The sequence below is a fragment of the uncultured Parasphingorhabdus sp. genome (genome assembly GCF_963975555.1).
Taxonomy (GTDB): domain Bacteria; phylum Pseudomonadota; class Alphaproteobacteria; order Sphingomonadales; family Sphingomonadaceae; genus Parasphingorhabdus.
The window spans coordinates 708,006-732,592 of the sequence record NZ_CAXBHH010000001.1; the positions used below are offsets into that span (position 1 = coordinate 708,006).

At 59.1% G+C, this 24,587-nt stretch carries 29 protein-coding genes; 24 read left to right on the top strand and 5 right to left on the bottom strand.

The window, feature by feature from the left end:
* The first annotated feature begins 18 nt into the window (after positions 1-18).
* From AAC060_RS03460 to AAC060_RS03475, 4 genes are all read left to right on the top strand, one after another.
* On the top strand, positions 19-714 hold the full coding sequence (locus tag AAC060_RS03460) for an amino acid racemase (protein ID WP_339822904.1): 696 nt from the start codon (positions 19-21) through the stop codon (positions 712-714).
* 95 nt (positions 715-809) lie between these two features.
* Positions 810-2,003 (top strand): parallel beta-helix domain-containing protein, encoded by a 1,194-nt coding sequence (locus AAC060_RS03465; RefSeq protein ID WP_339822905.1) that lies wholly within the window; start codon positions 810-812, stop codon positions 2,001-2,003.
* Complete coding sequence (locus AAC060_RS03470; protein ID WP_339822907.1) at positions 2,003-3,013, top strand: SO2930 family diheme c-type cytochrome; 1,011 nt, start codon at positions 2,003-2,005, stop codon at positions 3,011-3,013. The genes AAC060_RS03465 and AAC060_RS03470 overlap by 1 nt, the downstream gene beginning before the upstream one ends.
* A 9-nt stretch (positions 3,014-3,022) precedes the next feature.
* Positions 3,023-3,445 carry a GFA family protein gene (locus AAC060_RS03475; protein WP_339822908.1) on the top strand — a complete coding sequence of 141 codons (423 nt, stop codon included), beginning with the start codon at positions 3,023-3,025 and terminating at the stop codon, positions 3,443-3,445.
* Positions 3,446-3,490: 45 nt separating this feature from the next.
* On the opposite strand, the gene AAC060_RS03480 is transcribed toward AAC060_RS03475, so the two are convergent.
* Entirely contained in the window at positions 3,491-3,925 is a 435-nt protein-coding gene (locus AAC060_RS03480) for a DUF2147 domain-containing protein (RefSeq protein WP_339822910.1), read from the bottom strand.
* Between the two features lie 30 nt (positions 3,926-3,955).
* The gene (locus tag AAC060_RS03485; RefSeq protein WP_339822913.1) at positions 3,956-5,209 is read right to left on the bottom strand and encodes a multidrug effflux MFS transporter; all 1,254 of its coding nucleotides are present in this window, start codon (positions 5,207-5,209) and stop codon (positions 3,956-3,958) included.
* A gap of 89 nt (positions 5,210-5,298) precedes the next feature.
* Here AAC060_RS03485 and AAC060_RS03490 point away from each other — a divergent pair, with 89 nt between their 5' ends.
* From AAC060_RS03490 to AAC060_RS03505, 4 genes are read left to right on the top strand one after another with little or no spacing between them, the layout of a single operon-like run.
* On the top strand, positions 5,299-6,876 hold the full coding sequence (locus AAC060_RS03490) for a pentapeptide repeat-containing protein (protein ID WP_339822915.1): 1,578 nt from the start codon (positions 5,299-5,301) through the stop codon (positions 6,874-6,876).
* 39 nt (positions 6,877-6,915) lie between these two features.
* Positions 6,916-8,022 (top strand): DNA polymerase IV, encoded by a 1,107-nt coding sequence (gene dinB, locus AAC060_RS03495; protein ID WP_339822918.1) that lies wholly within the window; start codon positions 6,916-6,918, stop codon positions 8,020-8,022.
* A 54-nt stretch (positions 8,023-8,076) separates the two neighbouring features.
* Positions 8,077-8,457, top strand: coding sequence for a PadR family transcriptional regulator (locus tag AAC060_RS03500; protein ID WP_339822920.1), 381 nt, complete (start codon positions 8,077-8,079; stop codon positions 8,455-8,457).
* A 1-nt stretch (position 8,458) separates the two neighbouring features.
* A complete protein-coding gene (locus AAC060_RS03505; protein WP_339822922.1) occupies positions 8,459-9,013 on the top strand; it encodes a hypothetical protein in 555 nt (184 codons plus the stop codon).
* 20 nt (positions 9,014-9,033) lie between these two features.
* Here the strand turns inward: AAC060_RS03505 and AAC060_RS03510 are convergent, their stop codons facing one another.
* From AAC060_RS03510 to AAC060_RS03520, 3 genes are all read right to left on the bottom strand, one after another.
* The gene (locus AAC060_RS03510; protein WP_339822924.1) at positions 9,034-10,407 is read right to left on the bottom strand and encodes a glutamate--cysteine ligase; all 1,374 of its coding nucleotides are present in this window, start codon (positions 10,405-10,407) and stop codon (positions 9,034-9,036) included.
* 74 nt (positions 10,408-10,481) lie between these two features.
* Entirely contained in the window at positions 10,482-11,063 is a 582-nt protein-coding gene (locus tag AAC060_RS03515) for a YqaA family protein (RefSeq protein WP_339822926.1), read from the bottom strand.
* A gap of 164 nt (positions 11,064-11,227) precedes the next feature.
* Positions 11,228-12,784: an alanine/glycine:cation symporter family protein gene (locus tag AAC060_RS03520; protein ID WP_339822928.1), complete on the bottom strand. Its 1,557-nt coding sequence runs from the start codon at positions 12,782-12,784 to the stop codon at positions 11,228-11,230.
* A 144-nt stretch (positions 12,785-12,928) separates the two neighbouring features.
* Here AAC060_RS03520 and AAC060_RS03525 point away from each other — a divergent pair, with 144 nt between their 5' ends.
* From AAC060_RS03525 to AAC060_RS03600, 16 genes are all read left to right on the top strand, one after another.
* A complete protein-coding gene (locus tag AAC060_RS03525) occupies positions 12,929-13,999 on the top strand; it encodes a DUF2855 family protein (RefSeq protein ID WP_339822930.1) in 1,071 nt (356 codons plus the stop codon).
* A gap of 73 nt (positions 14,000-14,072) precedes the next feature.
* Positions 14,073-15,866, top strand: coding sequence for a cyclic nucleotide-binding and patatin-like phospholipase domain-containing protein (locus tag AAC060_RS03530; RefSeq protein ID WP_339822932.1), 1,794 nt, complete (start codon positions 14,073-14,075; stop codon positions 15,864-15,866).
* A gap of 172 nt (positions 15,867-16,038) precedes the next feature.
* Positions 16,039-16,527, top strand: a complete 489-nt coding sequence (locus tag AAC060_RS03535; RefSeq protein WP_339822934.1) for a hypothetical protein — start codon at positions 16,039-16,041, stop codon at positions 16,525-16,527.
* Between the two features lies 1 nt (position 16,528).
* The gene (locus tag AAC060_RS03540; RefSeq protein WP_339822936.1) at positions 16,529-17,908 is read left to right on the top strand and encodes a terminase family protein; all 1,380 of its coding nucleotides are present in this window, start codon (positions 16,529-16,531) and stop codon (positions 17,906-17,908) included.
* Positions 17,909-17,946: 38 nt separating this feature from the next.
* A complete protein-coding gene (locus AAC060_RS03545) occupies positions 17,947-19,083 on the top strand; it encodes a phage portal protein (protein WP_339822938.1) in 1,137 nt (378 codons plus the stop codon).
* 288 nt (positions 19,084-19,371) lie between these two features.
* On the top strand, positions 19,372-19,680 hold the full coding sequence (locus tag AAC060_RS03550; RefSeq protein ID WP_339822939.1) for a DUF6127 family protein: 309 nt from the start codon (positions 19,372-19,374) through the stop codon (positions 19,678-19,680).
* A 95-nt stretch (positions 19,681-19,775) separates the two neighbouring features.
* On the top strand, positions 19,776-20,180 hold the full coding sequence (locus AAC060_RS03555) for an HK97 family phage prohead protease (RefSeq protein WP_339822941.1): 405 nt from the start codon (positions 19,776-19,778) through the stop codon (positions 20,178-20,180).
* 100 nt (positions 20,181-20,280) lie between these two features.
* Complete coding sequence (locus AAC060_RS03560; RefSeq protein ID WP_339822943.1) at positions 20,281-21,453, top strand: phage major capsid protein; 1,173 nt, start codon at positions 20,281-20,283, stop codon at positions 21,451-21,453.
* A gap of 102 nt (positions 21,454-21,555) precedes the next feature.
* Positions 21,556-22,101: a hypothetical protein gene (locus AAC060_RS03565; RefSeq protein ID WP_339822945.1), complete on the top strand. Its 546-nt coding sequence runs from the start codon at positions 21,556-21,558 to the stop codon at positions 22,099-22,101.
* A complete protein-coding gene (locus tag AAC060_RS03570; RefSeq protein ID WP_339822946.1) occupies positions 22,098-22,427 on the top strand; it encodes a head-tail adaptor protein in 330 nt (109 codons plus the stop codon). The genes AAC060_RS03565 and AAC060_RS03570 overlap by 4 nt, the downstream gene beginning before the upstream one ends.
* Positions 22,424-22,645 carry a hypothetical protein gene (locus AAC060_RS03575; protein ID WP_339822948.1) on the top strand — a complete coding sequence of 74 codons (222 nt, stop codon included), beginning with the start codon at positions 22,424-22,426 and terminating at the stop codon, positions 22,643-22,645. Before AAC060_RS03570 ends, AAC060_RS03575 begins: the two co-directional genes overlap by 4 nt.
* Positions 22,642-23,040, top strand: coding sequence for a DUF3168 domain-containing protein (locus AAC060_RS03580; protein WP_339822950.1), 399 nt, complete (start codon positions 22,642-22,644; stop codon positions 23,038-23,040). Before AAC060_RS03575 ends, AAC060_RS03580 begins: the two co-directional genes overlap by 4 nt.
* A 24-nt stretch (positions 23,041-23,064) precedes the next feature.
* Positions 23,065-23,472 carry a phage tail protein gene (locus tag AAC060_RS03585; RefSeq protein ID WP_339822953.1) on the top strand — a complete coding sequence of 136 codons (408 nt, stop codon included), beginning with the start codon at positions 23,065-23,067 and terminating at the stop codon, positions 23,470-23,472.
* Positions 23,465-23,794, top strand: coding sequence for a gene transfer agent family protein (locus tag AAC060_RS03590; RefSeq protein WP_339822955.1), 330 nt, complete (start codon positions 23,465-23,467; stop codon positions 23,792-23,794). The genes AAC060_RS03585 and AAC060_RS03590 overlap by 8 nt, the downstream gene beginning before the upstream one ends.
* Positions 23,794-24,006, top strand: coding sequence for a phage tail assembly chaperone (locus AAC060_RS03595; RefSeq protein WP_339822957.1), 213 nt, complete (start codon positions 23,794-23,796; stop codon positions 24,004-24,006). The genes AAC060_RS03590 and AAC060_RS03595 overlap by 1 nt, the downstream gene beginning before the upstream one ends.
* Positions 23,999-24,586, top strand: a complete 588-nt coding sequence (locus AAC060_RS03600; protein WP_339822959.1) for a tail tape measure protein — start codon at positions 23,999-24,001, stop codon at positions 24,584-24,586. Before AAC060_RS03595 ends, AAC060_RS03600 begins: the two co-directional genes overlap by 8 nt.
* Position 24,587 lies beyond the last annotated feature (1 nt).

Consider the following 24,587-nt stretch of genomic DNA (forward strand, 5'->3'; position numbering starts at 1 on the left):
TCAGGGAATGTAATTTCAATGCGTAAAATTGGCCTGATTGGCGGGATGAGCTGGGTATCAACCGCCAGCTACTACACGCGGATCAACAGGATCGTGCAAAAGCGGCTGGGCGGATTTACCAGCCCGCATATGCTGATCGAGAGCGTCAATTTCAGCGACTATGCCCGGCTGCAGTCGGACGATGACTGGGAAGCTGCGGCGGGTTTGATGACCCGGTCGGCCAAGCGGCTGGAAAATGCCGGTGCGACCGCGATATTGATCTGTTCCAACGCGATGCACAAGATCTATGATCAGGTGCAGCCGGAAGTCGGCGTGCCGATCCTCCATATTGCCGACTGCGTCGGTGATAGGATGGTCGCCGATGGCATAAAGACGGCGACCTTGATCGGTTCACGCAACGTGATGACCGAAGGCTTTTACCGCAAACGTCTGGTTGGCAAGGGCATAGTCCTGTCGCCGCCGGACGAACAAAGGGTCGAGGAGATCGACCGGATCATCTACGAAGAGCTGATGTTCAATGAGGCCAAGCGCGAGTCCGAACGGACGATGAAAACCTATATCACCAATATCGCCAAGGGCGATGTCGAGGCAGTGGTGTTGGGTTCTACCGAGCTTGATCTGATCGTCGATACCAAGGCGAATATCCTGCCGATTTACGACAGCACCGAAATCCACGCCGACGCGGCGATTGAATGGATTCTAGCCGACGGCTAGTCTCGGCTTTTTTCAAATCTACTGACATTGATGTCAATGCTCTTGGCATCGGCTGATTTTTGCGGCATTATCCTTCATTCTTGGAGGAGAGAGATATGATACGCAGTTTACTGGTTGCCACCGCGCTTTGCCTGAGCGCCCCGACACTCGCAAAAACGGTCACTGTCGCCCCTGGCGCAGATGCGCAGGAACGGCTTCAGGAAGCCCTGATTCTCGCGGAACCTGGTGATGTCGTTGAACTGGGCGCTGGCCGGTTCGATCTGGTTGACGGTCTCTCGCTCGATGTCGACGGTGTTACCGTCCGCGGCGCCGGTATGGATCAGACCGTTCTCAATTTTGCCGGGCAACTGGGTGCGGGCGAAGGCCTGCTGGTCACTTCCGACAATGTCATATTGCGCGATTTTGCGATCGAGGACAGCAAGGGCGACGGCATCAAGTCGAAGGGTGCGGACAATATCGTCTATTACAAGATCCGCGTGGAATGGACTCGCGGACCGCATGCCGAAAATGGCGCTTATGCGATCTATCCGGTCGAAAGTACGAATGTGCTGGTCGACAGCGTCACCACGATAGGGTCTTCCGACGCGGGTATTTATGTCGGCCAGTCGGAAAATATCATCGTCCGCAACAGCGTGGCGAAATATAATGTCGCCGGGATCGAGATCGAGAATAGCATCGGGGCCGACGTCTATAATAATATCGCAGTCAACAATACCGGCGGGATACTGGTCTTCGATCTGCCGAATATTCCGAAACAGGGTGGCCGCAATGTCCGCGTATTCGACAATATCGTGGTCGACAACAACACCCCCAATTTTGCCCCCGAAGGCAATATTGTCGCTGGCGTACCCACCGGCATGGGGATCATGGTGATGTCACATTACGAGGTGGAGGTGTTTGACAATATCATCGCCGAAAACGGCACCGGCAATATCCTGATCGTCTCCTATACCAAGGGGCAAAATGATCCGAATTACAATCCGAAGCCGATTGGCGTGCGGGTGTTCGAGAATAAACATGGCCGGGCAGGCTATAAGCCGGCCTTTCCGGGAGGGGATTTGTTGAAAGCGGCCTTTGGCGGGGCGATTCCGCCGATTATCGAAGATGGTACCGGCGAAAATATCTTGATCGGAGATGATGTTCCGGTCATGACGCTTGGCCTGACCGCACCGGGCCAACCACTGACCGAGGCAAAACCGGCTTTGGTCGCAGGCGCTGCTGAACCCTTTGACGGCCGGCAGTTGAAACCGGTTGTCATGCCCGCAGCGATGGAAGCCGCGATCCGATAATGCGGTTGCTGGTATCTGCTTGTGCGATGGCGGTGCTGGCCTTGTCGGCAGGTGCCAGCGAACCTGCCGGCGTCGCCGATTCGGTGATCCTGTCCGACGGTCTGCCGCGCAGCCTGTCGGACTATGGCTTCTTCAAGGATGCGGCGGCGTGGCAACCCAATGAGCGGGTTGTGCCTTATTCGCTCAACACGCCTCTGTTCACCGATTATGCGGAGAAATACCGGTTCATCTATGTGCCGGAGGGACCGCAGGCGAAGGCGAACGGCGACGGAATGTTCGACTTTCCGGTCGGCTCGGCTTTGATCAAGAGCTTCGGCTACGAGATCGACGGCAAGCCGCGCCTGCTCGAGACACGGGTGTTGCTGCACCGTGCCGATGGCTGGCTGGCACTGCCCTATGTCTGGAATGAAGAGCAGACCGAGGCCAGGTTGAAAGTCGCTGGCGCGCGCATTGCGGTTAACTTCACCGACCCGTCGGGCAAGAAACGCTCGATCAACTATGGTGTGCCAAACAAGAACCAGTGCAAGGAATGTCACGCCTTGTCGGATGCGGTGGTCCCGATCGGGCCCAAGGCGCGCAATCTCACCCATGACGGGCAGCTTGCGGATTTTGCCAGGCTCGGTTTGATCGATCAAGAACCCAAGGTCGAATATCGCGTGCCGGTTTGGGGAGAGACCAGCGCGCCGCTGAACGACCGTGCGCGTGGCTATCTCGATGTCAATTGCGCCCATTGTCACAATATAAACGGCTCGGCGAGCAACTCCGGCCTGTTCCTGACCTATGAAGAAAAAATGCCGGTCCGCTTCGGGATCAACAAGCGTCCGGTTGCGGCCGGACGGGGCAGCGGCAACCATGATTTCGATATCGCTCCCGGCGATCCGGACGGCAGCATCATGATCTACCGTCTGAACAGCCTCGATCCCGGCATCAGTATGCCGGAAGTGGGCCGATCAATCGTCCATGACGAGGGCGTGGCACTGCTCAGCCAGTGGATTGCGGAGATGGAATAGGGACATATAATGACTAACAGGATCGCCCATTGCCATTGCCGCCAATTGCAAGTGACAACGACGGGTGAGCCTTATGCGGTGGTGATGTGTCATTGTCGCGGCTGTCAGCAGCGGACCGGTGCTCCCTTTGGTGTCGGCGCCTATTTCAAGCTGGGTGATTGCAGCATTGCCGGAACATCAAAGCAATATGTGAGAACCGGCACTAGCGGCTCGCCATTCGAGAACCGCTTTTGCCCGGACTGCGGCACCACGGTTTACTGGCTCACGCCGTCTCATCCTGACGGCGTCGGGATTGCGACGGGCTGTTTTGAGGGAGATGATCTCCCGGCTCCATCGCGCAGTGTGTGGGAAAGCGAACGCCACCACTGGGTAGACGTGCCTTTGAAGGACCGGTGGCTGGAAGGTCGCAACGGGCCAAAGGTCGAGGACTGAAGAACAGCGTGAACGGCTTGTTTCCTGGCACAGGCCGGGAAAAAATTACTTCGCGCGGGTCCAGTTCTGGCCCTGACAGAAAAAGGCGACACAGCCTTTCATCTTCAGACTATTCGCCGAATTCAGGCTGACTTCCGAGCGATAGCTCTTGCCACTTTTCGGATCATAGACCTTGCCGCGCCAGATTTTGCCGTCGGGCGTGAATCCGGTCAATATCGCCATGCCGAGCAAAGTGCGGTTGCGCAGTTTCTTGTCGGGATTGTTGATATCCTTCTGTCCGGCCCCATCGGGCGGGGTTACCAGATATTTGTAGATACGGCCGCAAACTGTCGTGCCGCATTTGGAAATTTTGACGATGGCATCGCGGTCTTGGGTGATCCAGTCGCCTTGAATCGAATCCGCTGCCAGCGCAGGGGTGGCAAAAGCCATGGCTGCGGGTATCAGGGCCGCTGCTATTCTGCCGGAGGTTCTTGTCGACATGGATGTCTTCCCTTGCTGGTGTTTCGATGTTCAGGAACGAGGCAATAGATCGCTGGCGGTTACGCCCGTCTGAACACGACGGAACAATGTACCTTTTTCGGCCCAGAAAATAAACGCCAGTGATCCGACGCCGCAGACCAGGAAGCCGGTAGCGAGGGGCAGGATCGTGCCGTCAAATTGCAGCCCGATCGCTGCGCCGATCATTGCCGACAGACCGGAACGGGTGAAATTCTGGAAGGAGGACGCAACGCCGGCGGTCTTGCCGAACGGCTGCATCGCGATGGAGCTGAAATTGGCTCCGGTGAAACCGACCATTCCCATCGAAGGCACAAGCAGCGCCATGAAGACCCAGAGATTGACCACCCCGGCCTCGGCGAGAGCAAAATGGACGATCGACACCAGAATGAAAAAGATCAGCGCGGATTGCGACACACGCCGCGCGCCAAAGCGCATGACGATGCGCGAGTTGGTAAAGCTGGCGACCGACATCGCACCCGCATTCAGGGCGAAAATATAGGCAAATATATCGCCGGCATCGAATATGTCGAAGAATATCTGCTGGGCCGAAGCGATATAGGCGAACAGCGGGGCCATCATCAGGCCGCTGGCAATGACATGGCCGAAGCTGTTGCGGTTGAAGATAACACCATACCATGCCGATGCGATGGACCGGGCCCTGATCGGCGTTTTATGTTCAGGGTGCAAGGTCTCGGGCAGTCGCGTCATCACCCAAAGGAATGTCGCCAGCCCGGCGCTGGCGAGCACCAGAAATATTGCCTTCCACGGTGCCACCATGAGAACCAGCTGCCCGAGCAGCGGCGCGGTGATCGGGACGATCATGAACACCATCATGATCGTCGACATCGAGCGGGCCATGGCATCGCCTTCGTAGCGATCGCGGATGATGCTGTTCGCCAGCACGCCCATGGCCGAGGCGGCTAGCCCCTGAATGAAGCGACCGATCAACAGCAGTTCGAAATCCCAGGCGAGGGCGCACAATAGAGCAAAGACGGTATATATCGAGATGGTCACCAGCAGCACCGGCCTGCGTCCATAGCGGTCGGCCAGCGAACCGTATAATATCGACCCGATCGCCATGCCGTAAATATAGGAGGTGATGGTCCATTGCCGGTCATTGACATTGGGCAAGGCAAAATCGTCGGAGATCAAGCCAAGCGCAGGCAACATGATGTCGATCGCCAGCGCATTCAGCGACATCAGGCTGGCCATCATGATGATAAGCTCGGTGCGGCCGATCGGAAAGGGGAGGGCTTTGTTTTGCACCTGCGGCCTATGGCAAGGTCGGCTGGTTGTGGCTATAGCCGAAATGATAATCCGGATGCAATTACAGACCGGAAAGTGGAGGAAATTGCATGAAGAGCGGAATGTTGCTGCGACTGGTATTCACGGGGATGGCGCTGGGCGGCGCGAGCGTAGCCAGCGCTGAAGCGGCAGAGTCACAATCAGAATTTGGCTGCCAGTCCGCCTATGGCGATATATGGGCCGAGGACTTTACCGATGCGCCTCACCGTGAAATCAATGGCGCGTCGATACAGACCCCATCCGACTTCCTGCGAATGACCGGTACGCGGGAGGCCGGTCTGAAAATCATCAACGGCGGCGATTTTTCGGGCTGGGATTTTTCCAAAATCCTGCTTGCCAATATCTGCTTCGACAATAGCAAGCTGACGGATTCCAATTTTGCTGGCGTGCAGGCACGAGGCATTGGTTTCATCAAATCGGATCTGAGCGGATCGAATATGCGCGGTGCGATCATGCCCGCGATATTTCTGCGCAATGCAAATCTCTCCGACGTCGCCGCTCAAAATGCGGACTTCAGCGGCGGTCATTTCGACGGCGGCTGGTTTGAAGGCAGTGTCGAGGGATGGAATATCGACGGGGCCGATATGAGTGGCTTCACCTTTGCATGCGGGATCACGGTGCCCGATGGCTGTCCGGTTTATCAGGGCGGGGTCAAGATGAGCGCAAACGGAACGGATTTCTCCGGAGCCACGCTGCACAGCTTTGGCCTGTATGATGTCGAACTGACCGGCGCCATTCTGGACCAGACGATTCTCGCGCCAAGACAATTATCCTATCTGGCGCAGGCCGAATTTCGCGGCGCCGTCGTCCTGCGCGGCAGCGGCAGCGATGTAAATATTACCGCGGAGGAAGCGCGCTATCTGATGGCAGAAACAGCCCGACAGAAAGCAGTGGAAGCGCAGCCGTCCTTCGACTGCGCCAAGGCGGTCAGCAAGGTCGAACGGGAAGTTTGTGGCGAATATGCGGGCGATTTGCGCGTGGCTGATCGCGATATTGCGATCTTGTACAAACGCGCGAAGAGCATTGATTCCGGCGTCATCGCAAGCCAGCGGGCCTGGTTGAAGCAGCGTAACCAATGCGGTGTGGCCGAATCTCCCTCGGGCTGCATCCGGAAAAGCTATAGCGACCGCAAGGGGCAGCTTCTTGGCTTGCTCGGCGAAAACCAATGGCTGGCCCGCGGAGAGGCGGCGTTGTTCATCGACGATGTGCTGCCGCTTCCCGCTGCTGTTGTGGAGTCCGAGCTTTTCGCCCGGATCTCGCCTATATTGGTTGGTGCCTCGATGACCGAGATATTGATCGAGCGGGCGGATGACGGGCTTTACGAGATCAAGGGTAGCTCGGTGGGTGCCAACGCCCATTTGTGCAGCATCTACGCTTCGCATCTCTATTTCGACAAGGAATCGGGCTGGTATATCCCGGTGTCGGAAGGACGCGTGATACCGATCTTCCGGATATTGGACAATCGGCTGGAGATATTTGCCAACGGGCGTCCGGATTATGAACTATATCCCGAAGCAGGGGATTTCATGAGTTGCGGGATGCGCGCGGGTCTGGACGAGACGATCCGCGTCAATGCCAGCGACGAGCTGATCGACAGCTATCGGAAATCGTTGAGCGAGGAAATGTAGCCGCTCCCCAAGCGGGGAAACAGGCGCTAGGTTGACCGGATGTCCGATTCCACTCCCGATCTGCTCCAGCGCAAGATCATCCATATCGACATGGATGCGTTTTTTGCCAGTGTCGAGCAGCGGGACTTTCCCGAATTGCGAGGCAAACCGGTGGCGGTGGGCGGTTCCTCCAAGCGCGGGGTTGTCGCGGCGGCATCCTATGAAGCGCGTGTGTTCGGCGTGCGCTCGGCGATGGCTTCGGTCACCGCGAAGCGGCGCTGCCCCGACCTGATTTTCGTCAAGCACCGGTTCGAGGTCTATCGCGAGGTATCGCAGCAGATCCGCGCGATATTCCGCATGCACAGCGATCTGGTCGAGCCCTTGTCGCTGGACGAAGCCTATATCGATGTCACGCAGGACAAGATGGGCATCGGCAATGCGACCCGGATTGCCGAGATGATCCGGGCGGAGATCAGGAAGCAGACCGGCCTCACCGCCAGCGCCGGGGTCAGCTATAACAAGTTCATCGCCAAGATAGCCTCCGACCAGAACAAGCCCGACGGCATTTGCGTGATCAAGCCGCATCAGGGGGCGGATTTTGTCGCCGGGCTGCCTGTGCGGCGTTTCTTTGGCGTCGGGCCGAAGACGGCGGAGCGGATGGCGAAACTCGACATTCACACCGGCGCCGATCTGCGCGCGCAATCGGAGGCCTTTCTTGGCCAGCATTTCGGCAAGTCGGCAGGCTATCTGTTCCGCGCCTCGCGCGGCGTCGATCATCGCGAAGTGCGGTCCAACCGGATCCGCAAATCGGTCGGCGGCGAACGGACCTATGGCGATGATCTGGTCAGCGACAATGATATGCACGACGCGTTTGAGCATATTATCGATATCGTCTGGAACAGCATCGAGAAATGCGAAGCGCGCGGGCGGACGGTGACGCTCAAGGCTAAATATGCGGATTTCCGGCAGGTTACGCGGTCGCAATCGGTGGATCATTATGTCGCGGACAAGAATGAATTTGCGCGCATCGGTCGCGATCTGATGAACAGTATCATGCCAGTGGAAAATGGTGTGCGGCTGCTCGGGTTGACGCTCGGCAATCTGGAAGGCGCAGAAGCGTCCGCCGGATCGGATGAAAGCGACAGTCAGCCCGCTTTCGAGTTTTAGCCTTGCTATAGACTATACCTTGCAATACATAGTAACAATGTTAAGCAAGGCATCATGATGGAATCGCAAAAGAACATTGAGTCAAAATGGGATGCCCAGCTCCGCAAGGGAACGCTGGAACTGGTCATATTGGCGGTGTTGAAAGAGCGGCGGCTATACGGCCTTGAACTGCTCGGCCAGCTTCAGTCTCTGGAGACGACGGCGATCACCGAGGGGACCTTATACCCTCTGCTCGACCGGCTGAAACGGGACGGCCTTGTTGACGCCCATTGGCAGCAAGAGGGAGAGACCCGGCCCCGCAAATATTACCGGCTCACGATGAAGGGTGAGGAGAAGCTGGCTGATCTCACGATCCGCTGGCGGAAATCCATCGAAGATATTGAAACCTTATTGAACAACCCCGGGCCGGGGCCGATCCGCCCGAAAGGAGATTAATATGTCAGACCGCGAGATGGTCCACAATTACCTGCAATCGCTGATGCGTTTCTTGTCGCGCCTCGACCAGGAGGATGCCGATGACGTGCTGCGCGAAATCGAGAGCCATATCTACGATGTGATGGAAATGCGCGAAGGGAACGGTGAGATGATCGATGCTTCGGCTATCCTGGAAGGCTTTGGCCAGCCGCGCGATCTGGCCGGACAATATGTCGATCATATCCTGAAGGGTGCTCCGCCACCCAGAGGGTTTCGGGCTATTCAGAAAGTGAAAAGGGGTGCGACCACTGGGCTCCGTTGGGCCACAGGCCTAGTGGGCTACAGCCTGTCCGCCACCTTGTTGGCGATCGGCATGTATAAACTGTTCGATCCGGATGCTGTCGGTTTCTGGGCCGATGAATCGGGGATGTCGGTTGTGATTGGTGCGATGTCGGAAGTTCCTGCGGGCACGCATGAACTCATGGGCTGGTGGATGACACCGGTCGCGATTGGATTGGGCATCGCTGCTGCCTATTTGGCGACCCGGCTACTCAGGGTTTTAAAACTGAAAAGCTAAGTTTTGCGGACAACCAGTGATCAGAAACTCATCTCGTCATAGATCCGGCTGACGTCGCCATTCCATTCGCCGTGATAGCGTTCGAGCAACTGTGCCGCCGGGGATTTGCCCCTGGCGACCACTTCGCGCAGCGGGTCGAGAAAGCCGCTTTCATTGTCGCCACTGCTGTTCAGGCGGTTGCGCGCGGTCAGGCCAGCCGACGATATGTCGAGGATTTCCGCAGCGAGGTCTTTCAACGTCTGGCCATTCGGAATCGGTGTGTCGAGTCCGAGCTTGGGAACGCCGTTGCGCAGGGCTTCGCGTTCTTCCATGCTCCAGCCCTTGACGCGGTCCCAGGCGGCATCGAGCGCGGTCTGGTCGTAGAGCAGGCCGACCCAGAAAGCGGGCAGGGCGCAGATGCGGTTCCACGGACCGCCATCGGCGCCGCGCATTTCGAGGAAACTTTTCAGGCGCACTTCCGGGAAAGCAGTAGAAAGATGATCGGTCCAGTCGGACATGGTCGGTTTCTCGCCGGGGAGAACTGACAGATTGCCTTTGAGGAAATCGCGGAAGCTGAGGCCGGCGGCGTCGATATATTTGCCATCGCGGAAGACGAAATACATCGGCACGTCGAGCATATATTCAGCATAGCGTTCGTAGCCGAAGTCTTCCTCGAACACGAACGGCAGCATGCCGGTGCGGTGTGGATCGGTGTCGGACCAGATATGGCTGCGGAAACTCTGATAGCCGTTGGGCTTGCCTTCGGTGAAGGGCGAATTGGCAAATAATGCGGTGGCCAGAGGCTGCAGCGCCAGTCCGACGCGGAATTTCTGCGCCATATCGGCTTCGCTGGCATAGTCGAGATTGACCTGGATCGTGCAGGTGCGCAGCATCATATCGAGGCCAAGATTGCCAACGCGCGGCATATGGTTGAGCATGATCTGGTAGCGGCCCTTGGGCATGATCGGCAATTCGGCTCGGGTCTTGTCCGGCCACATGCCCATGCCGAGGAAACCGGTGCCGGTTTTCTCGCCGATCGCCTTGACCTGCTGCAAATGGCGGCCGGTTTCGTTGCAGGTTTCGTGCAGATTTTCCAGCGGTGCGCCGGAGAGTTCCAGTTGGCCAGCGGGTTCGAGGCTGATCGCACCGTCGGTGCCCGACATGGCGATGACTTTGCCACCCTCTTCGACCGGCTTCCAGCCGAAGTCCTGCATGGCGAGCAGCAGGTCCTTGATCCCGCCGGGTTCGTCATAGCTGGGGGCGTGATGGTCGGTGGTCGAATAGACGAATTTCTCGTGCTCGGTACCAATCCGCCAGCGATCCTTCGGCTTCTCGCCTTCGGCCATCGGATTGATCAACTGCTCGATATTCTCGATCACAGGATCGTTGCTGTCTGAAATCTGTCTTGTGCTCATCGTCCAGCCTTAGGAAATCCTTTGGTTCTGTACCATTAAAAAAAAGCTGTTCCGCTAAAAGCTTTTGTTCCTTGTCACAATAGCCAGCGGACAGCGGCAAATCCGCCGACGAACAGGACGCCGACAGCAGTCGTTGCCAAGGCGAAATTCTTGTCGATCCACGCCTTCATCGGCGGACCGAAATAACGGAGCAGGGCGGCGACCAGAAAGAAGCGCGCGGAACGGGCGACAATCGCCGCACCGATCAATATGTAAAGCGGCATTGCGGTGCTGCCGGCAGCGATCGTGATTACCTTGAACGGCAATGGTGTGAAGCCGGCCAGCAAGACGACAACCCAGCCCTGTTCATTGAAATTCTGGGCAAAAACGTCAAATTTCTCGGCCGCACCATAAAATTCCAGGATCGGCATGCCGACCGTTTCGAAGACGAAATAGCCGATCGCATAACCGAGCAGCGAGCCGAGTACCGACGCAATGGTGCAGATCAGCGCGTACCAGTAAGCGCGCTCCGGCTTGGCCAGGCACATGGGCGCGAGCATGACGTCCGGCGGGATCGGAAAGAAGCTGGATTCAGCAAAGCTGATTCCGGCGAGCCATTTCGTGGCTTGCCGATGGGCTGCCTTTTCGAGCATCCATTCATAGAGGCGTTTTAGCATGTCTTTTAGACCTCAGTCGCCGGGCGGGCGCATCCGCGCCCTTGGCTTTCCTCAAATAAGCTCGGGCGCGCGGTCGCGCTTGCCTCGCTTCGCTCGGTTGGTTGGAGATAATTCCGAGTTAAGTGAAGCACGGCCAATTGGCCGTCGCGCCGAAAACCCACCATCTAGTGCCCCGGTGCGCCCGTCACTTCTTCCAACAATTCCTTCGGTGTTTCACGGCCATGGTCGATACCGGCGGCGCGATTGCCTTTGGCCAGAGCGAAGACGACACCGGAGAGTGCAAGCAGAGCAACGATATTGGGCAGGGTCATCACCGCGTTGGAAATATCGCCCATACGCCAGATCAGCTCTAGCGGTGCGAAAGAACCGACGAAGATCACCAGGCACCATAATATCCGCCATGTGAAATGCAGCCGGTTTTCTCCCTTCAGGGTCGATCCCGGAGTCAGGTCATAAAGATAGGTGATCGCCCGTTCGCCATAATAGCTCCAGGTCAGCAGGGTCGTGAACACGAACAGGATCAGTGCCACCGACGCGACCAGCGTCCCGACCGGAATACCGAAAATGGGGAAAGGGAAGGCCGCAGCATAAGCGCCGGACGTCATGGCAAAGCCGTTCAGATCCGATTGCCATGCATGTTTCACCACTTCAGCCGTGCCGTCGGACAGAGTATGGGTGAAGTCGCCAGCGACAGTGAGCATCACCAGCGCGGTCATCGTGCAGATGACGACGGTGTCGATAAAGGTGCCCATCATTGCGAAACGGCCCTGCGCTGCGGGGTCATTGGTTTGCGCCACTGCGTGGGCGATCGGGGTCGATCCCTGGCCCGCTTCATTGGAGAACAGACCGCGTGCGACACCGGCGCGAATGGCGATGATGATTGCTGCGCCCAGAAAGCCGCCGCTGGCCGATTGCGCGTTGAAGGCGCCTCCGAAAATGCGTCCGAAGGTTTCCGGCAGATCAGGGATGTTGATGATCAGCGCGATCGCGGCCATCAGCAAATAGGCACCGGCCATCCACGGAACGATGGTTTCTGCTACCCGGCCGATTGACTTGATGCCGCCGATGATGACGACGAAGACCGCAATGGCTGCGACCGCGCCGCCGACCCATTCTTCGACACCGAATAATTCATTGGCGCTGTCGCCGAGGCTATTGGCCTGAATGCCGTTGCCGGTAACCAGAGCGGAGAATAATGTGCCGAGGCAGAATAATATCGCCAGCCATGTCCATTTCGGGCCGAGACCGATGGTTATATAGGACATCGGGCCGCCGCGATAGGTGCCGTCAGCAGCCTGCTCGCGGAAGCGCACGGCCAGCGAGCCTTCGGCAAAGGCCAGTGCCATGCCGAACAATGCGGTCACCCACATCCAGAAAATTGCGCCGGGTCCGCCGAGGGTTATTGCGGTGGCTACGCCGGCAAGATTGCCGGTTCCGACCTGACCGGACAATGCTGTGGACAGGGCCGCGAAGGGAGAAATTTCGCCTGCGCCCTTGCTCGATGATTTTTTGAACAGTCCGGCGAGCGACGGGAAAAGACGAAGCAGCGGATAGCCGCGAAGGCCGATCATGAAATATATGCCTGCACCGAGCAATATCACCACCATCGGCGGTATCGGAAGTATTTCGGTCCCTTCCCAGGTGCCGGCCCAGATAAAGTCCGATATATTGGTGACGGGCACGATCGCCGCTTCAAAACCTGAAACCGGTGCTGCACTCACTAAACTTCTCCCCGATAGCGCATATGGCGCATATTCTATCCCGAACGGCAGAACTAGCAGGCAGATCGTTTTTGGCAAATGCTTTTGCCATCTGCTTTCCAGTCCCTATGCTGGGGCCAAACCGGAAAAGAAGATGGAGATGATATGATGCAGAGTCTGTGGGTGAAGAAAGAGGACCTCGCACAAAGCGACTGGCACGAGGCTGATCTACCAGTCCTGACCGATGGACAAATCCTGCTGGCAGTCGAAAAATATGCCCTGACAGCGAATAATATCACTTATGCTGTGGTCGGCGACGGCTTTGGCTACTGGAATTTCTTCCCGACCGGCGATGACGATTGGGGCATTGTTCCGGTCTGGGGGTTTGCCAACGTGGTGGCCTCGGAAAATGCTGATATTGCAGTGGGCGAGCGGGTCTACGGCTATTTGCCGATGGCCAGCCATTTGCTGGTCACGCCGACCAATGTACAGGACGGCGGCTTCGTCGACGGCGCTGCGCACCGGCAGGGGCTGGCGATCATCTACAATCAATATCATCGGCTCGGGCAGGACGAGAGTCCGCTCGAGGCGGAGCGGGCCATCTTCCAGCCGCTCTTCACCACCAGTTTCCTGATCGAACATTTCATGCGTTCGAATGACTGGTTCGGAGCAGAAGCGCTGCTGATGACCAGCGCGTCGTCGAAAACCTCACTGGGTCTGGCGATGGTTGCGAAAAACCTGAGCCCGGAAATCCGGCGCATTGGTCTGACGTCGGCGGGCAACAAGGCGTTTGTCGAGCAGTCCGGGCTTTATGACGAGGTTCTGACTTATGATGATCTGCCAGCTGCCGATGCCGCGAAGCCAACTGTCTCGGTTGATTTTGCCGGCAATGGCCAGCTGCTTGCATCTATCCACGCGCATTGGGGCGACAATCTGAAGTTTAGTTCGATGGTCGGAGCGACCCATATCTCCGAACGCGGCGGCGCAGACGATCTGCAAGGTCCCAAGCCGGTGCTTTTCTTTGCCCCCACTGCTGCCGAAAGCTTGATGAAGGAAATCGGGCCGGCAGCGTTCCGCGCGCGGGTCGATGAACAGTTTTCCGCATTTGTTGCGGGCGCCAGCGCCTATCTGAAGGTCGAGCGGCTGGACGGGCGCGATGCCCTGCAAACCGCCTATCTGGCGATGCTGGCGAACGAGGTGGCGCCCAGTCGCGGACTGATGTGCCATCTGGAATAGCCTAAAGCCTTGATTGTGCGACGATTTGGCTGGATAACGGATCAGTTCGGGTCGCACCGACGGGGAACATAGTTTGGCTGAACCAACAAAAATACCGGATCTGGGGCGGAATCCCCTTTTTCAGGGCGTGTCCCCGGAAGCTCTGAGCGCGTTGCAATCTGCCTCTACCATGCGACCGGTAACAGGCGGCGAGGCGCTGGTTCGCCAGGGCGATGACGCGGACGCGCTTTATTTTGTCGAGTCCGGACGATTTCGGGTTGTGGTCAACAAGAAACGGATTGTCGCCCATATCGAAACCGGAGAAGCGGTCGGAGAACTGGCTTTTTTTGCCGGTGGTAAGCGGACCGCAGATGTTATCGCCACCCGCGATTCGAAGGTGCGGGAAGTCTCGCGGCAGGCCTTTGACGAAATTGCTCTGCGCCATCCCGAATTATACGCGGCGATGCTGAAGCTGGTCTCCGAACGGCTTGCGGTCGCGACTGCGCGGACATCGTCGATAACATCGAATATTCCACGCGTAATTGCGCTGCTACCCGCAGGAAACAGCGCCTTGCCTGACGGGTTTCTGATGCGGATGGCAGAGGCGTTTGAGGCGGTGGTCGCGGCAGGGACGCCGGTCGTGCCGCTCGATCGCGGAACCAGCGAAGCGGCGGACAGCGGCGAATATCAGTCCTGGCTGGCGGAGCAGGAAGCCAAAGGTGCCTATGTCCTGATCGACGGCAGCGGGCCGGAGGACTGGGGACAGATGGTGTGCCGTAACGCGGACGCACTGGTCATGGTGGCGCGGCCCGGCCAGGCCGATCCCGAACCCAATGCGATGGAAATATCGGCGATGCGCTCGATCGCGGAACCGCAGCGCAGCTTGCTGTTGCTTCGGAAGAGCAGTGACAAATCGATCAGCAGGAGCAGCGAGTGGATTGATCCGCGTAGCCCTAAATTGCATCATCATGTCGCGCTCGACAATGATGCGGACTTTACCAAGGTCGCACGTTTCCTGACCGGTCGGGCCGTCGGCATCGTGCTGGCGGGCGGCGGCGCATTGGGCTGTGCCCATCTCGGCGTGATCAAGGCGTTGCGGCAGGCCGATATTCCGATCGATTTCATTGGCGGTGCGAGCGCAGGGGCGGCGATGGGCGGCGCTATTGCCCGCGGGATGTCGGTGGAAGAAACGCTCGACCAGATGGAGGCGATGTTCATCCATGCCAAGGCGATGAAACGGCTTACCTTGCCAATCTACTCGCTGCTCGATCCGACGGTGTTCGATAGCGAACTGCGAACCCGTTACGGGACCCGGGATATCGCCGACCAGCCGATCAATTTTTTCGGCGTCTCGACCAACCTGTCGACCAACGGCCTGCATATCCACCGGCGCGGACCTTTGTGGGAATGCGTCCGCGCATCGGGATCCTTGCCGACGATATTGCCACCGTTCATCGACAAGGACGGCAATATCCTGGTCGACGGCGGAGTCCTCGACAATGTCCCGGTCAAGGTGATGCACGGGCTGAAATCCGGACCGAATATTGTCGTGTCTTTAGGCGATCCTCATGAAATATGGCGGACAAAGGCGCTATATGGCGACATTCGCGGGCGGTGGCGCTTGTTGCGCGACGTGATCTTCCGTCGCAAGCGGGACGCAGAATTTCCCTCGATTGTCGAAATCATGTCGCGGTCGATGGTGGTTGCAAGCCGGATGGCTTCGAAGGAAATGCTCGGCGAACAAGATGTATTGGTCAATCCGCCGATCATTCCGAATATGCAGATACTCGACTGGCATCTCGGCCGGGAACTGGCTGAAATGGCTGCTGAATATATCAGCGAGCATGTGGTTCCGACCATTGACTTGCAGCCGGAATTTACCAAATAGGTACAAAATACTTGACATCGTCACGCTATTTAGGTACATATCAGGAACATCGCGAAATTGTGATTCGGGCCGACCAGCTCTGAATGATCCCGCCGGACCGGCGGGGCCTTCAGACCGGAAGGTCCTTTTTTATGTCCGGACGGTTCGCGCCGATCCGGTGCGGAGTATGTTCATGGTAAAATCAAAAGTCGGGGGATGTTATGACCACAGGCGCAAGCTGAAGTTTCTGAAAAACCTTGCTCTAAGCTCGCACGTGTCAGCTTCGGCCAGGGCGGCCGGTGTTGCGGTCTCGACCGTCTATAACTGGCGCGAGCGCGATCCGGAGTTTCTCCGGGAATGGATGCGGTCTCTCGCCGCCGGCTATGAGTTGCTGGAAATGGATTTGCTCGACCGTGCCCGCAATGGCGTCGAGAAACCGGTTTTCCATGAAGGCCAGCAGGTTGCGACGGTGAAGCACTATAATGACGGCATTGGCGTCAAATTATTGCTGGCGCACAAGCAGATGGTGGCGCTGACCCGCGCGATAGAGGATGATATCAGTCCGGAACAGATACGCATCGATCTCGACCGCAAATTGGCCGATATGCGGACAAAGCTGCTCAGACGTCGTGAGCTGGCCGAGGGGCAGGCAAAGCCTCCTGCCTCCGATAATGATGAATGATTTGACCGACGCTGAGTTTTTTGCGGATTCGAGCGCGCAGGAACGCAGGGCGCTTTTCTTTTCGTTGAACCGGCGGCAGCAGCAGGACGTCCTGTACCACTGGAATTTCTGGGCCCGGCCGGAACAGAGACCGCCTGCCGGTGACTGGTCGATCTGGCTGATCATGGCAGGACGCGGCTTTGGCAAAACCCGGGCAGGGGCGGAATGGGTGCGGCAGATTGCCGAATGTGATGGCAGCGCCCGCTTTGCCCTCGTCAGCGCAAACTATGCCGAGACCCGGACGGTGATGGTTGAAGGGGAGAGCGGCCTGCTGTCGATTGCGCCGCCGAAGCAGCGCCCGAACTGGGAACCGTCGCTGAAGCGGCTGACCTGGGAAAATGGTGCGCAGGCGCATCTCTATTCCGCCGCCGAGCCGGAAGGCTTGCGAGGTCCCCAGCACAGTCACAGCTGGTGCGACGAGATTGCCAAGTGGTTGAACAATGCCGGGCAGGCGGAAGCCGCCTGGGACAATCTGAAAATGGGTTTGCGTCTCGGCTACCGTCCGCAGATGGTTGCCACCACGACGCCGCGTCCGGTGCCGCTGGTCCGGGCTTTGGCTGGCGGCGAGGCGGTGATCACAAGAGGCCGGACGCAGGATAATGATCTGCATCTGCCGGTTGCGTTCCTGACCGCGATGGAGGGAGATTATGGCGGCACGCGGCTGGGGCGTCAGGAATTGGACGGCGAACTGATCGAGGATTTTGAGGGCGCGCTGTGGACAAGAGCGATGATCGAGGAGTGTCGGGTTTCTCGCAACGCCGTTCGTGTCGAGCGAAGTCGAGACACATTGGCGCCCTCTAACCGGTCTCTCGACTTCGCTCGAGACGAACGGGAGGTTGGTTTTGCCAGAATCGTCATCGGCGTCGATCCGCCTGCCTCGGCAAAGGGCGACGCTTGCGGGATCATCGTTGCCGGGCTCGGCGCAGACGGCAAAGCCTATGTGCTGGCCGATACCAGCGTGGAAAAGGCCAGTCCCGAAACCTGGGCCCGCAAGGTGGCTGACGCAGCGGACCGCTATGATGCCGACCGCGTCATTGCGGAAGCCAATCAGGGCGGCGCGATGGTGAAATCGGTGCTGCACGCGGCGAAAATCTCGCTGCCGGTGAAGCTGGTTCACGCCTCGCGCGGCAAGGTTGCTCGGGCGGAACCGGTGGCGGCGCTTTATGAAAATGGACGGGTGCATCATGTCGGCGCGTTTCCGCAACTGGAAGACGAGATGTGCGGGTTGCTGGTGGGCGGCGGCTACGAAGGGCCGGGACGTTCGCCGGACCGGGCTGATGCTCTGGTCTGGGCGCTGACGGAATTGATGCTGGGGAAAAGCAGGGTGCCGAGGGTTCGTTAGCGGGGCCTCGATCTTTGCCGACGAACAAAGGAACAAATATGACATTCTGGGAAAATATCGCTCTCGCCTTCAAGGGCGGGGGTGGACCATCGCGGCCGCCTTTGGGGCGGTCCTATATCGGCACTTATGGTGGCGCGGCTCTTTCGGGGGACGCGCCCTTTTCTTATGAAGGAAGGGTGCGCGAGGCCTATGTCGAGAATGCCATTGCCCAGCGCGCGGTGCGGATTGTCGCGGAAGCTGTTGGCGGTGCTCCGCTGTTGTCGGTGGATGAAAGGGTTGTGGCTCTGGTCGGTGGACCGGGTTCCAGCCAGTCGTTGCTCGAGACGATCGCAGCGCATCTGCTGCTTCATGGCAACGCCTATGTGCAGATAATCCATGGCGAGGATGATCAGCCCGGGGAACTTTACGCGCTGCGTCCGGACCGGATCACCGTCGAACCCGATACGAAAGGCTGGCCGGTGGCTTATGCCTATCGCGCTGGCGAGCATCGCACGCGCTTTGCCGCGCAGGATGCGATGGGCAGGCCGGCGATCGTGCACTTGAAGGGTTTCCACCCGACCGATGACCATTATGGACTTGGTTGTCTGGGGGCTGCGGCGAAAGCGGTAGCGGTCCACAATGCGGCGGCGAAATGGAACAAGGCGATCCTCGACAATGCGGCGCGGCCATCGGGGGCGTTGGTTTATGATCCCGGTGCCGACGGATCGGCGCTGACCGGCGAGCAGTTTGACCGGTTGAAGGCCGAGATGGAGGCGAGCTTTGCCGGATCGGTCAATGCCGGGCGGCCGATGCTGCTCGAGGGCGGTCTGAAATGGCAATCGATGAGCATGACCCCGGCGGACATGGATTTTGTCGCGCTCAAGGAAGCGGCGGCGCGGGAGATCGCGCTGGCCTTTGGCGTGCCGCCGATGCTGCTCGGGCTGCCCGGCGACAATAGTTACGCCAATTACCGGGAAGCCAACCGGGCGCTGTGGCGGCTGACGATCCTGCCGCTGGCAGGGAAGATACTGGATGGTCTGTCTGGCGCGCTGCGGAACTGGTGGCCGGACATGAAACTGGCGGTGGATCGCGACCAGATCCCGGCGCTGTCGGAGGATCGCGAGCGGCTGTGGAGGCAGGTTTGCGAGGCGGATTTTCTGTCGCCGGAAGAGAAACGGGCGATGCTGGGGATTTAATTTTGTCTCGCGGCAGTTTGCTGCGCGAACGCCTCCGACGGGGCGTATTTATTTTGGCCTCAAGCGCCGGGCGGGCGCATCCGCGCCCTTGGCTTTCGCGCCGTAAGGCGCGGCGGCCAGTCGGCCTTGCCTCGCTGCGCTCGGTTAGAAACTAGCCACGAGTGTGAGCGCCGAATCGACGCGAAGCGGAGGCAAGCGCGACCGCGCGCCCGCAGCGTAAGCGAGGATAGCCAAGGGCGCGGATGCGCCCGCCCGGCGCTTGAGGTTTAAAAAAGGAATCCAATAAAAATGAATAACGACGAAATGCTCGCCCGCCTGATGGCGCAGGCGGAAGGCGATGGTGCTGATCTGGTGACATTGCGCGCGATTGTCGAGGAAGCGACGGATAGCGGCGCGGTGCGGGTGCTCGACCGGCTGGGGCTGGCCGACCCGACCGCGCAGGATGATATTGACGAATTGCGCGAACTGCTCCGCGCGTGGCGTGATGCCAAGGCGAGCGCGTGGAAGGCGGCGATCCGCTGGATTGTGCGCGGGACGTTGGCGTTATTGCTGGTCGGGATCGCGATGCGGTTGGGGCTTGGGCATCTGGTGCTGTGAATATGGCGACAAAGTCCGTTCGTGCTGAGCCTGTCGAAGCACCTCTTGCCGCACAGCGCCCTTCGACAGGCTCAGGGCGAACGGATTCTCATTCAGTGACTCCCCGCACCTTTCGCTTTGCCGGTTATGCCGCGATCTTCGACCGCATCGACAAGGGCGGTGATATCATCCGGCCCGGGGCGTTCGGAGAATTGCCACAAGGCCAATCCCTGCCGCTGCTCTGGCAACATGACCCGCGCCAGCAGATCGGCCAGGTAGACTATGTGCAGGAAGACCGGCGTGGATTGCGGGTGATCGGGAGTGTCTCGACCGCGACCAGAGCCGGACGTGAGGCGGTAGCCCTGCTGTCCGGAGCGTCGGTCAAGGGATTGAGCTTTGGCTATCGGGTGAAGCGGGCGGTGGGCAAACAGCCACGCGAATTGCTCGATCTGGATGTCGCCGAGATTTCGCTGGTGACGTTTCCGATGCAGCCATTGGCGCGGGTTCATCTGGTCGAATAGCCACGATTTTTCACACGAAGACACAAAGGCACGAAGAACCGACACTGGCTTCGCTGCCAGCCCCATTTTGACATGAAAAATAACCCAGGAAAGGAATGATATGAAACTCTCTCCCGAAACCCCGCTCGAAACCAAGGCCGACCCGCTCGAGGCGTCATTCGACGCCGTTCTGATGGCGGAGGATGTCGCCAGCCAAGGCGATCAGATCAAATCGCTACGCACGGATGTCGATGGCCTGAAAACCCAGATGACCGATATTTCCAAAGCATCCGCCCGCCCTGCGCTGGATGGCGCGAAGGGGATGCCGTCGTCGGCTGCCGCCCAGGATTTTATAGCCAAATATCTCCGGCGCGGGGATCAGGCCGGTGTTGAATTGAAGAGCTTCTCCGGTGCATCGGGACCCGAGGGCGGATTTGCCGTGCCGCAGGAAATTGACGCGCTGATCGGGGCAACGCTCAAGGATATTTCTCCGATCCGCTCGATCGCGACGGTCGTGCAGACCGGTAGCGCAGGCTATCGCAAGCTGGTCACCAGCGGCGGCACGCCGTCTGGCTGGGTTAGCGAGACCGCCGGTCGGCCTGAAACCGATACGCCGGATTTCAACGAGATCGCCCCGCCGACTGGAGAGCTTTACGCCAATCCGGCGGCGTCGCAGGCGATGCTGGATGATGCGGCTTTTGACGTCGAATCCTGGCTGGCGGACGAGATCGCCCGTGAATTTGCTCAGGCGGAGGGCGCCGCTTTTGTCGGCGGTTCCGGCGTCAATCAGCCCCGTGGTTTTCTCAATGCGGCGGTGACCGACGAGAGCGACGACGTTCGCGCCTTCGGATCGCTGCAATATGTGCCGTCCGGTGTGTCGGGCAGCTTCGACAGCGAGGATGTGTTGGTCGATCTCGTCCACACGTTGCGTCCCGCCTACCGGCAGGGCGCATCCTTCGTGATGAACAGTTCGACCCTCGCCCATATCCGCAAGTTCAAGACGGCGGATGGCGCATTTCTGTGGCAGCCTTCACTGGCCAATGGCCAGCCCGCGACCTTGCTCGGCTATCCGGTGGTCGAGGCCGAGGACATGCCCGATATCGCGGCTGACAGCCTGTCGATTGCCTTCGGTAATTTCCGCGCGGGCTATCTGATCGCCGAACGGAGCGCGACCAGCATCTTGCGCGACCCATTCACCAACAAGCCGTTCGTCCATTTCTACGCGACCAAGCGGGTCGGCGGTCAGCTCATGAATTCGGAAGCGATCAAGCTGATGCAGTTCAGCGCTTCCTGACCCCTTGCTGCGTTTCGGCGCAGCGCGCCCGTGCCGGTTGCTCCCCCTCCCGATCCGGCACGGGCGCATATTTCGAACATATATTGAAAGGATGCCGCGACCGTGAGCTTCCCCATTGCAGACTGGCCGGAATTGCCGGCAGCGCTGATCGCAGAGGTCAGGGATTTTGTCCGGATTGATCATCAGGCCGATGATCCCGCCATTGATGCGTTTTTGCGCAGCGCCGCGTCCTTGTGCGAGGATTTTACCGGCCAAATGCTGATCGCCCGACCGGTGACCGATATCTTGCCCGCGCGCCATGAATGGCAAAAGCTGAAGCGGCTGCCTGTGCAGTTGATTGCTTCCGTGGAGCAAGTGGGCGCGGACGGACTTGCGACGGTGCTGGCGGTCGCGGACTATGCGATGGACATCGATAGCGATGGAATCGGCTGGATCAGACCGCACCGCAGCGACGGCGGTTCGCGGATTCGTGTGACCTACAGCGCCGGTCTGGCGACGGACTGGGACGAGCTTCCTGCCGGTCTGCGCCAGGGGATCGTGCGGATGGCGGGCTATCTCTATGCCAATCGCGACGGTATCGATGCCGGTGGCCCGCCGAGCGCGGTGACCGCATTGTGGCGACCCTATCGGCGGATGAGGATGGCATGATGGGACAGGAATTTTCCGGAATCTTGCGCGAACGCATCACCATCGAACGACAGACTGGCAGCCGCGATGCGCTGGCCTCGGCCGAACCAGAATATATCACCATCGGCGAATTTTGGGCTGCGGCAGAGGCGCTGGACGGGGGCAGTGCCAGCGAGGCGGAGAGCCGTTCGGCGATGCCGCGCTGGCGGTTTATTTTGCGGGAAACGCAGGCGATCAAACCGGGTGACCGGCTGCTCTGGGGCGATCGAGTGATGGCCATAGCGAGCGTCATTCTGGAGCATCGGCTGATCCCGAAAACAATTCTGCAGGCGGAAGAAAAGAGATGATGGAAAAATTGCAAAAGCGCGGCGAAGCCATGGCCGAACAGCGGCTGGGTCGCGCCAGATCCGAAATCAAATCGGTGCTGGCGGACGAATTGCCTGACGATGTCCGGATTGCCGAAATCGACGAGGGCATTCAGGTGGAAGCGCGTCGGTTGGGTCTTCGGCTGATCGAGAATAGCAGTCTGCGCGATGTCGCCTTTCTGATGCGGGCCGTGCGATGAGCAGCGCGCTGGAAGCGGTGCAACAGGCACTGGTCGTGAGGTTGAGCGGACATGTCGCGTTGACGGATCTGGTTAGCGGAATCTTCGACGGTCCTCCACCGCGAGCGGATTTCCCATATATAGCGCTGGCGACCGGGGCTTCGCTCGACTGGAGCCACAAGGGCGGCGTCGGCCGGGAATTGAGCCTCGCGCTGACCATCCACGATGACGGCGAGACGGCGGCGCGCCTGCACCGGCTGATGGCGCTGGTCGAGGACGCGCTGGAGCCCGGACTTGATGATCCGGATGGCTGGCAGATCGTCACCTTCGAATTCCGCCGCACCCGCATCCTGCGGAGCGCGGTCAGCCCGTGGAGCGGGTTGACCGAATATCGCGCGAGGGTTTTGAGGGAATAATTAACCACATAAAGGAACCAGAATATGGCAGCAGAAAAAGGCAGCGCCTTTCTCCTGAAAATCGGCGATGGCGAAAGCCCGGTCGGCTATACGACCATCGCGGGTCTGCGGACCACGCAGATGTCGATCAACGGCGAACCAGTGGCAATCACCAGCAAGGATAGCGGCGGCTGGCGGCAATTGCTGTCGGGCGCGGGGGTGCGCTCGGTTTCGGTGTCCGGTGCCGGGGTGTTTACCGGCTCTGACGCAGAGATGCGGATCAAGAATCATGCGCTGGGCGGCGTCATCGATGCCTATGAACTCAGCTTCGAGGGCGGCGAACGGATGCAGGGCGAATTTCTGGTCGCCCGGCTGGACTATAGCGGCGATTATAATGGCGAGCGCAGTTATACATTGAGCCTCGAAAGCTCCGGCGCGGTCGCCAGTGTCTGACCGGCCCGCCAACGTTCTGCGCGGCGAGGCAGAAATTGTCATTGATGGCACGCGCCTGATCCTGCGGCCCAGTTTTGCAGCGCTGGTAGCCGCTGAGGAAGAGCTGGGATCGCTGTTCGATCTGGTCGAGCGGGCCGCCAGTGGACGACTTTTGCTATCGGAAATCGTCACGCTGTTCTGGCATGTCGCCAGGGACCGACCGGAGCATTTGACCCGCGATCAACTGGGCGAGGGCATGATGAAACTGGGTCTCGCAGGGATCACCCCGGCGCTGAAAATCTTGCTGAAGCAGATATTGTCCGGCCGGTCTGCCGATAGCTGATGGCTGATAATTTTAGTACCTCCGCAGCGCGGCTGGCGGGGCTTGTGCCGCTGATCCTCGGCTGGACGCCGGATCAGTTCTGGCATGCTACGCCAGAGGAGCTGGCCAGCCTGTTCCGGTCTCTCGAAGGTCATGCGATCGGCGGGGATCCGGCCTTGCCTCTCGATCAATCCACTTTTGCAATATTGAAAGAAGCTTTCCCCGATGGATGAAGAAATCGAACGGCTGGTGGTCAGCGTCCGCGCTGATACCGCCGGTTTTGCCCAGGACGTGGCCGATATGAAGGGCCAGCTTGACGGGCCCTTTGCGTCCGGTCTGGAACGGGCAGGATCGGCACTGGAGTCCACCCTGAGCCGCGCCATTCGCCGTGGCTCACTGGAGTTTGAGGATATGCGCCGGGTAGCGCTTTCAGTCATGAATGACATTGCTGGTGCCGCGATCAACGGTGGATTGTCGAGCCTGTTTGGTGGTGGGTCGGGCAGTTCCGGCGGCGGTCTGCTGAATATCGGGACATCCTTGCTAAGCGCCTTCCTGGGCGCGCCGGGACGGGCAACCGGCGGTCCGGTCAGCGGTGGCCGTGCCTATATGGTCGGCGAACGCGGACCCGAGCTGCTCGTGCCGACCGCGGCGGGGCGTATCGAGCAGCTGGTTTCTGCCAGTGCCGCACCCAATATCCGGTTGACCATCAATATTTCCGACAATGGCCAGAGCAGCGCACCCGACCAGATGCGTCGGTCCAGTCGGCAAGTGGCGCGGACGGTGCGCAATGCGCTGAGCGCAAAGGCGGGTTGAT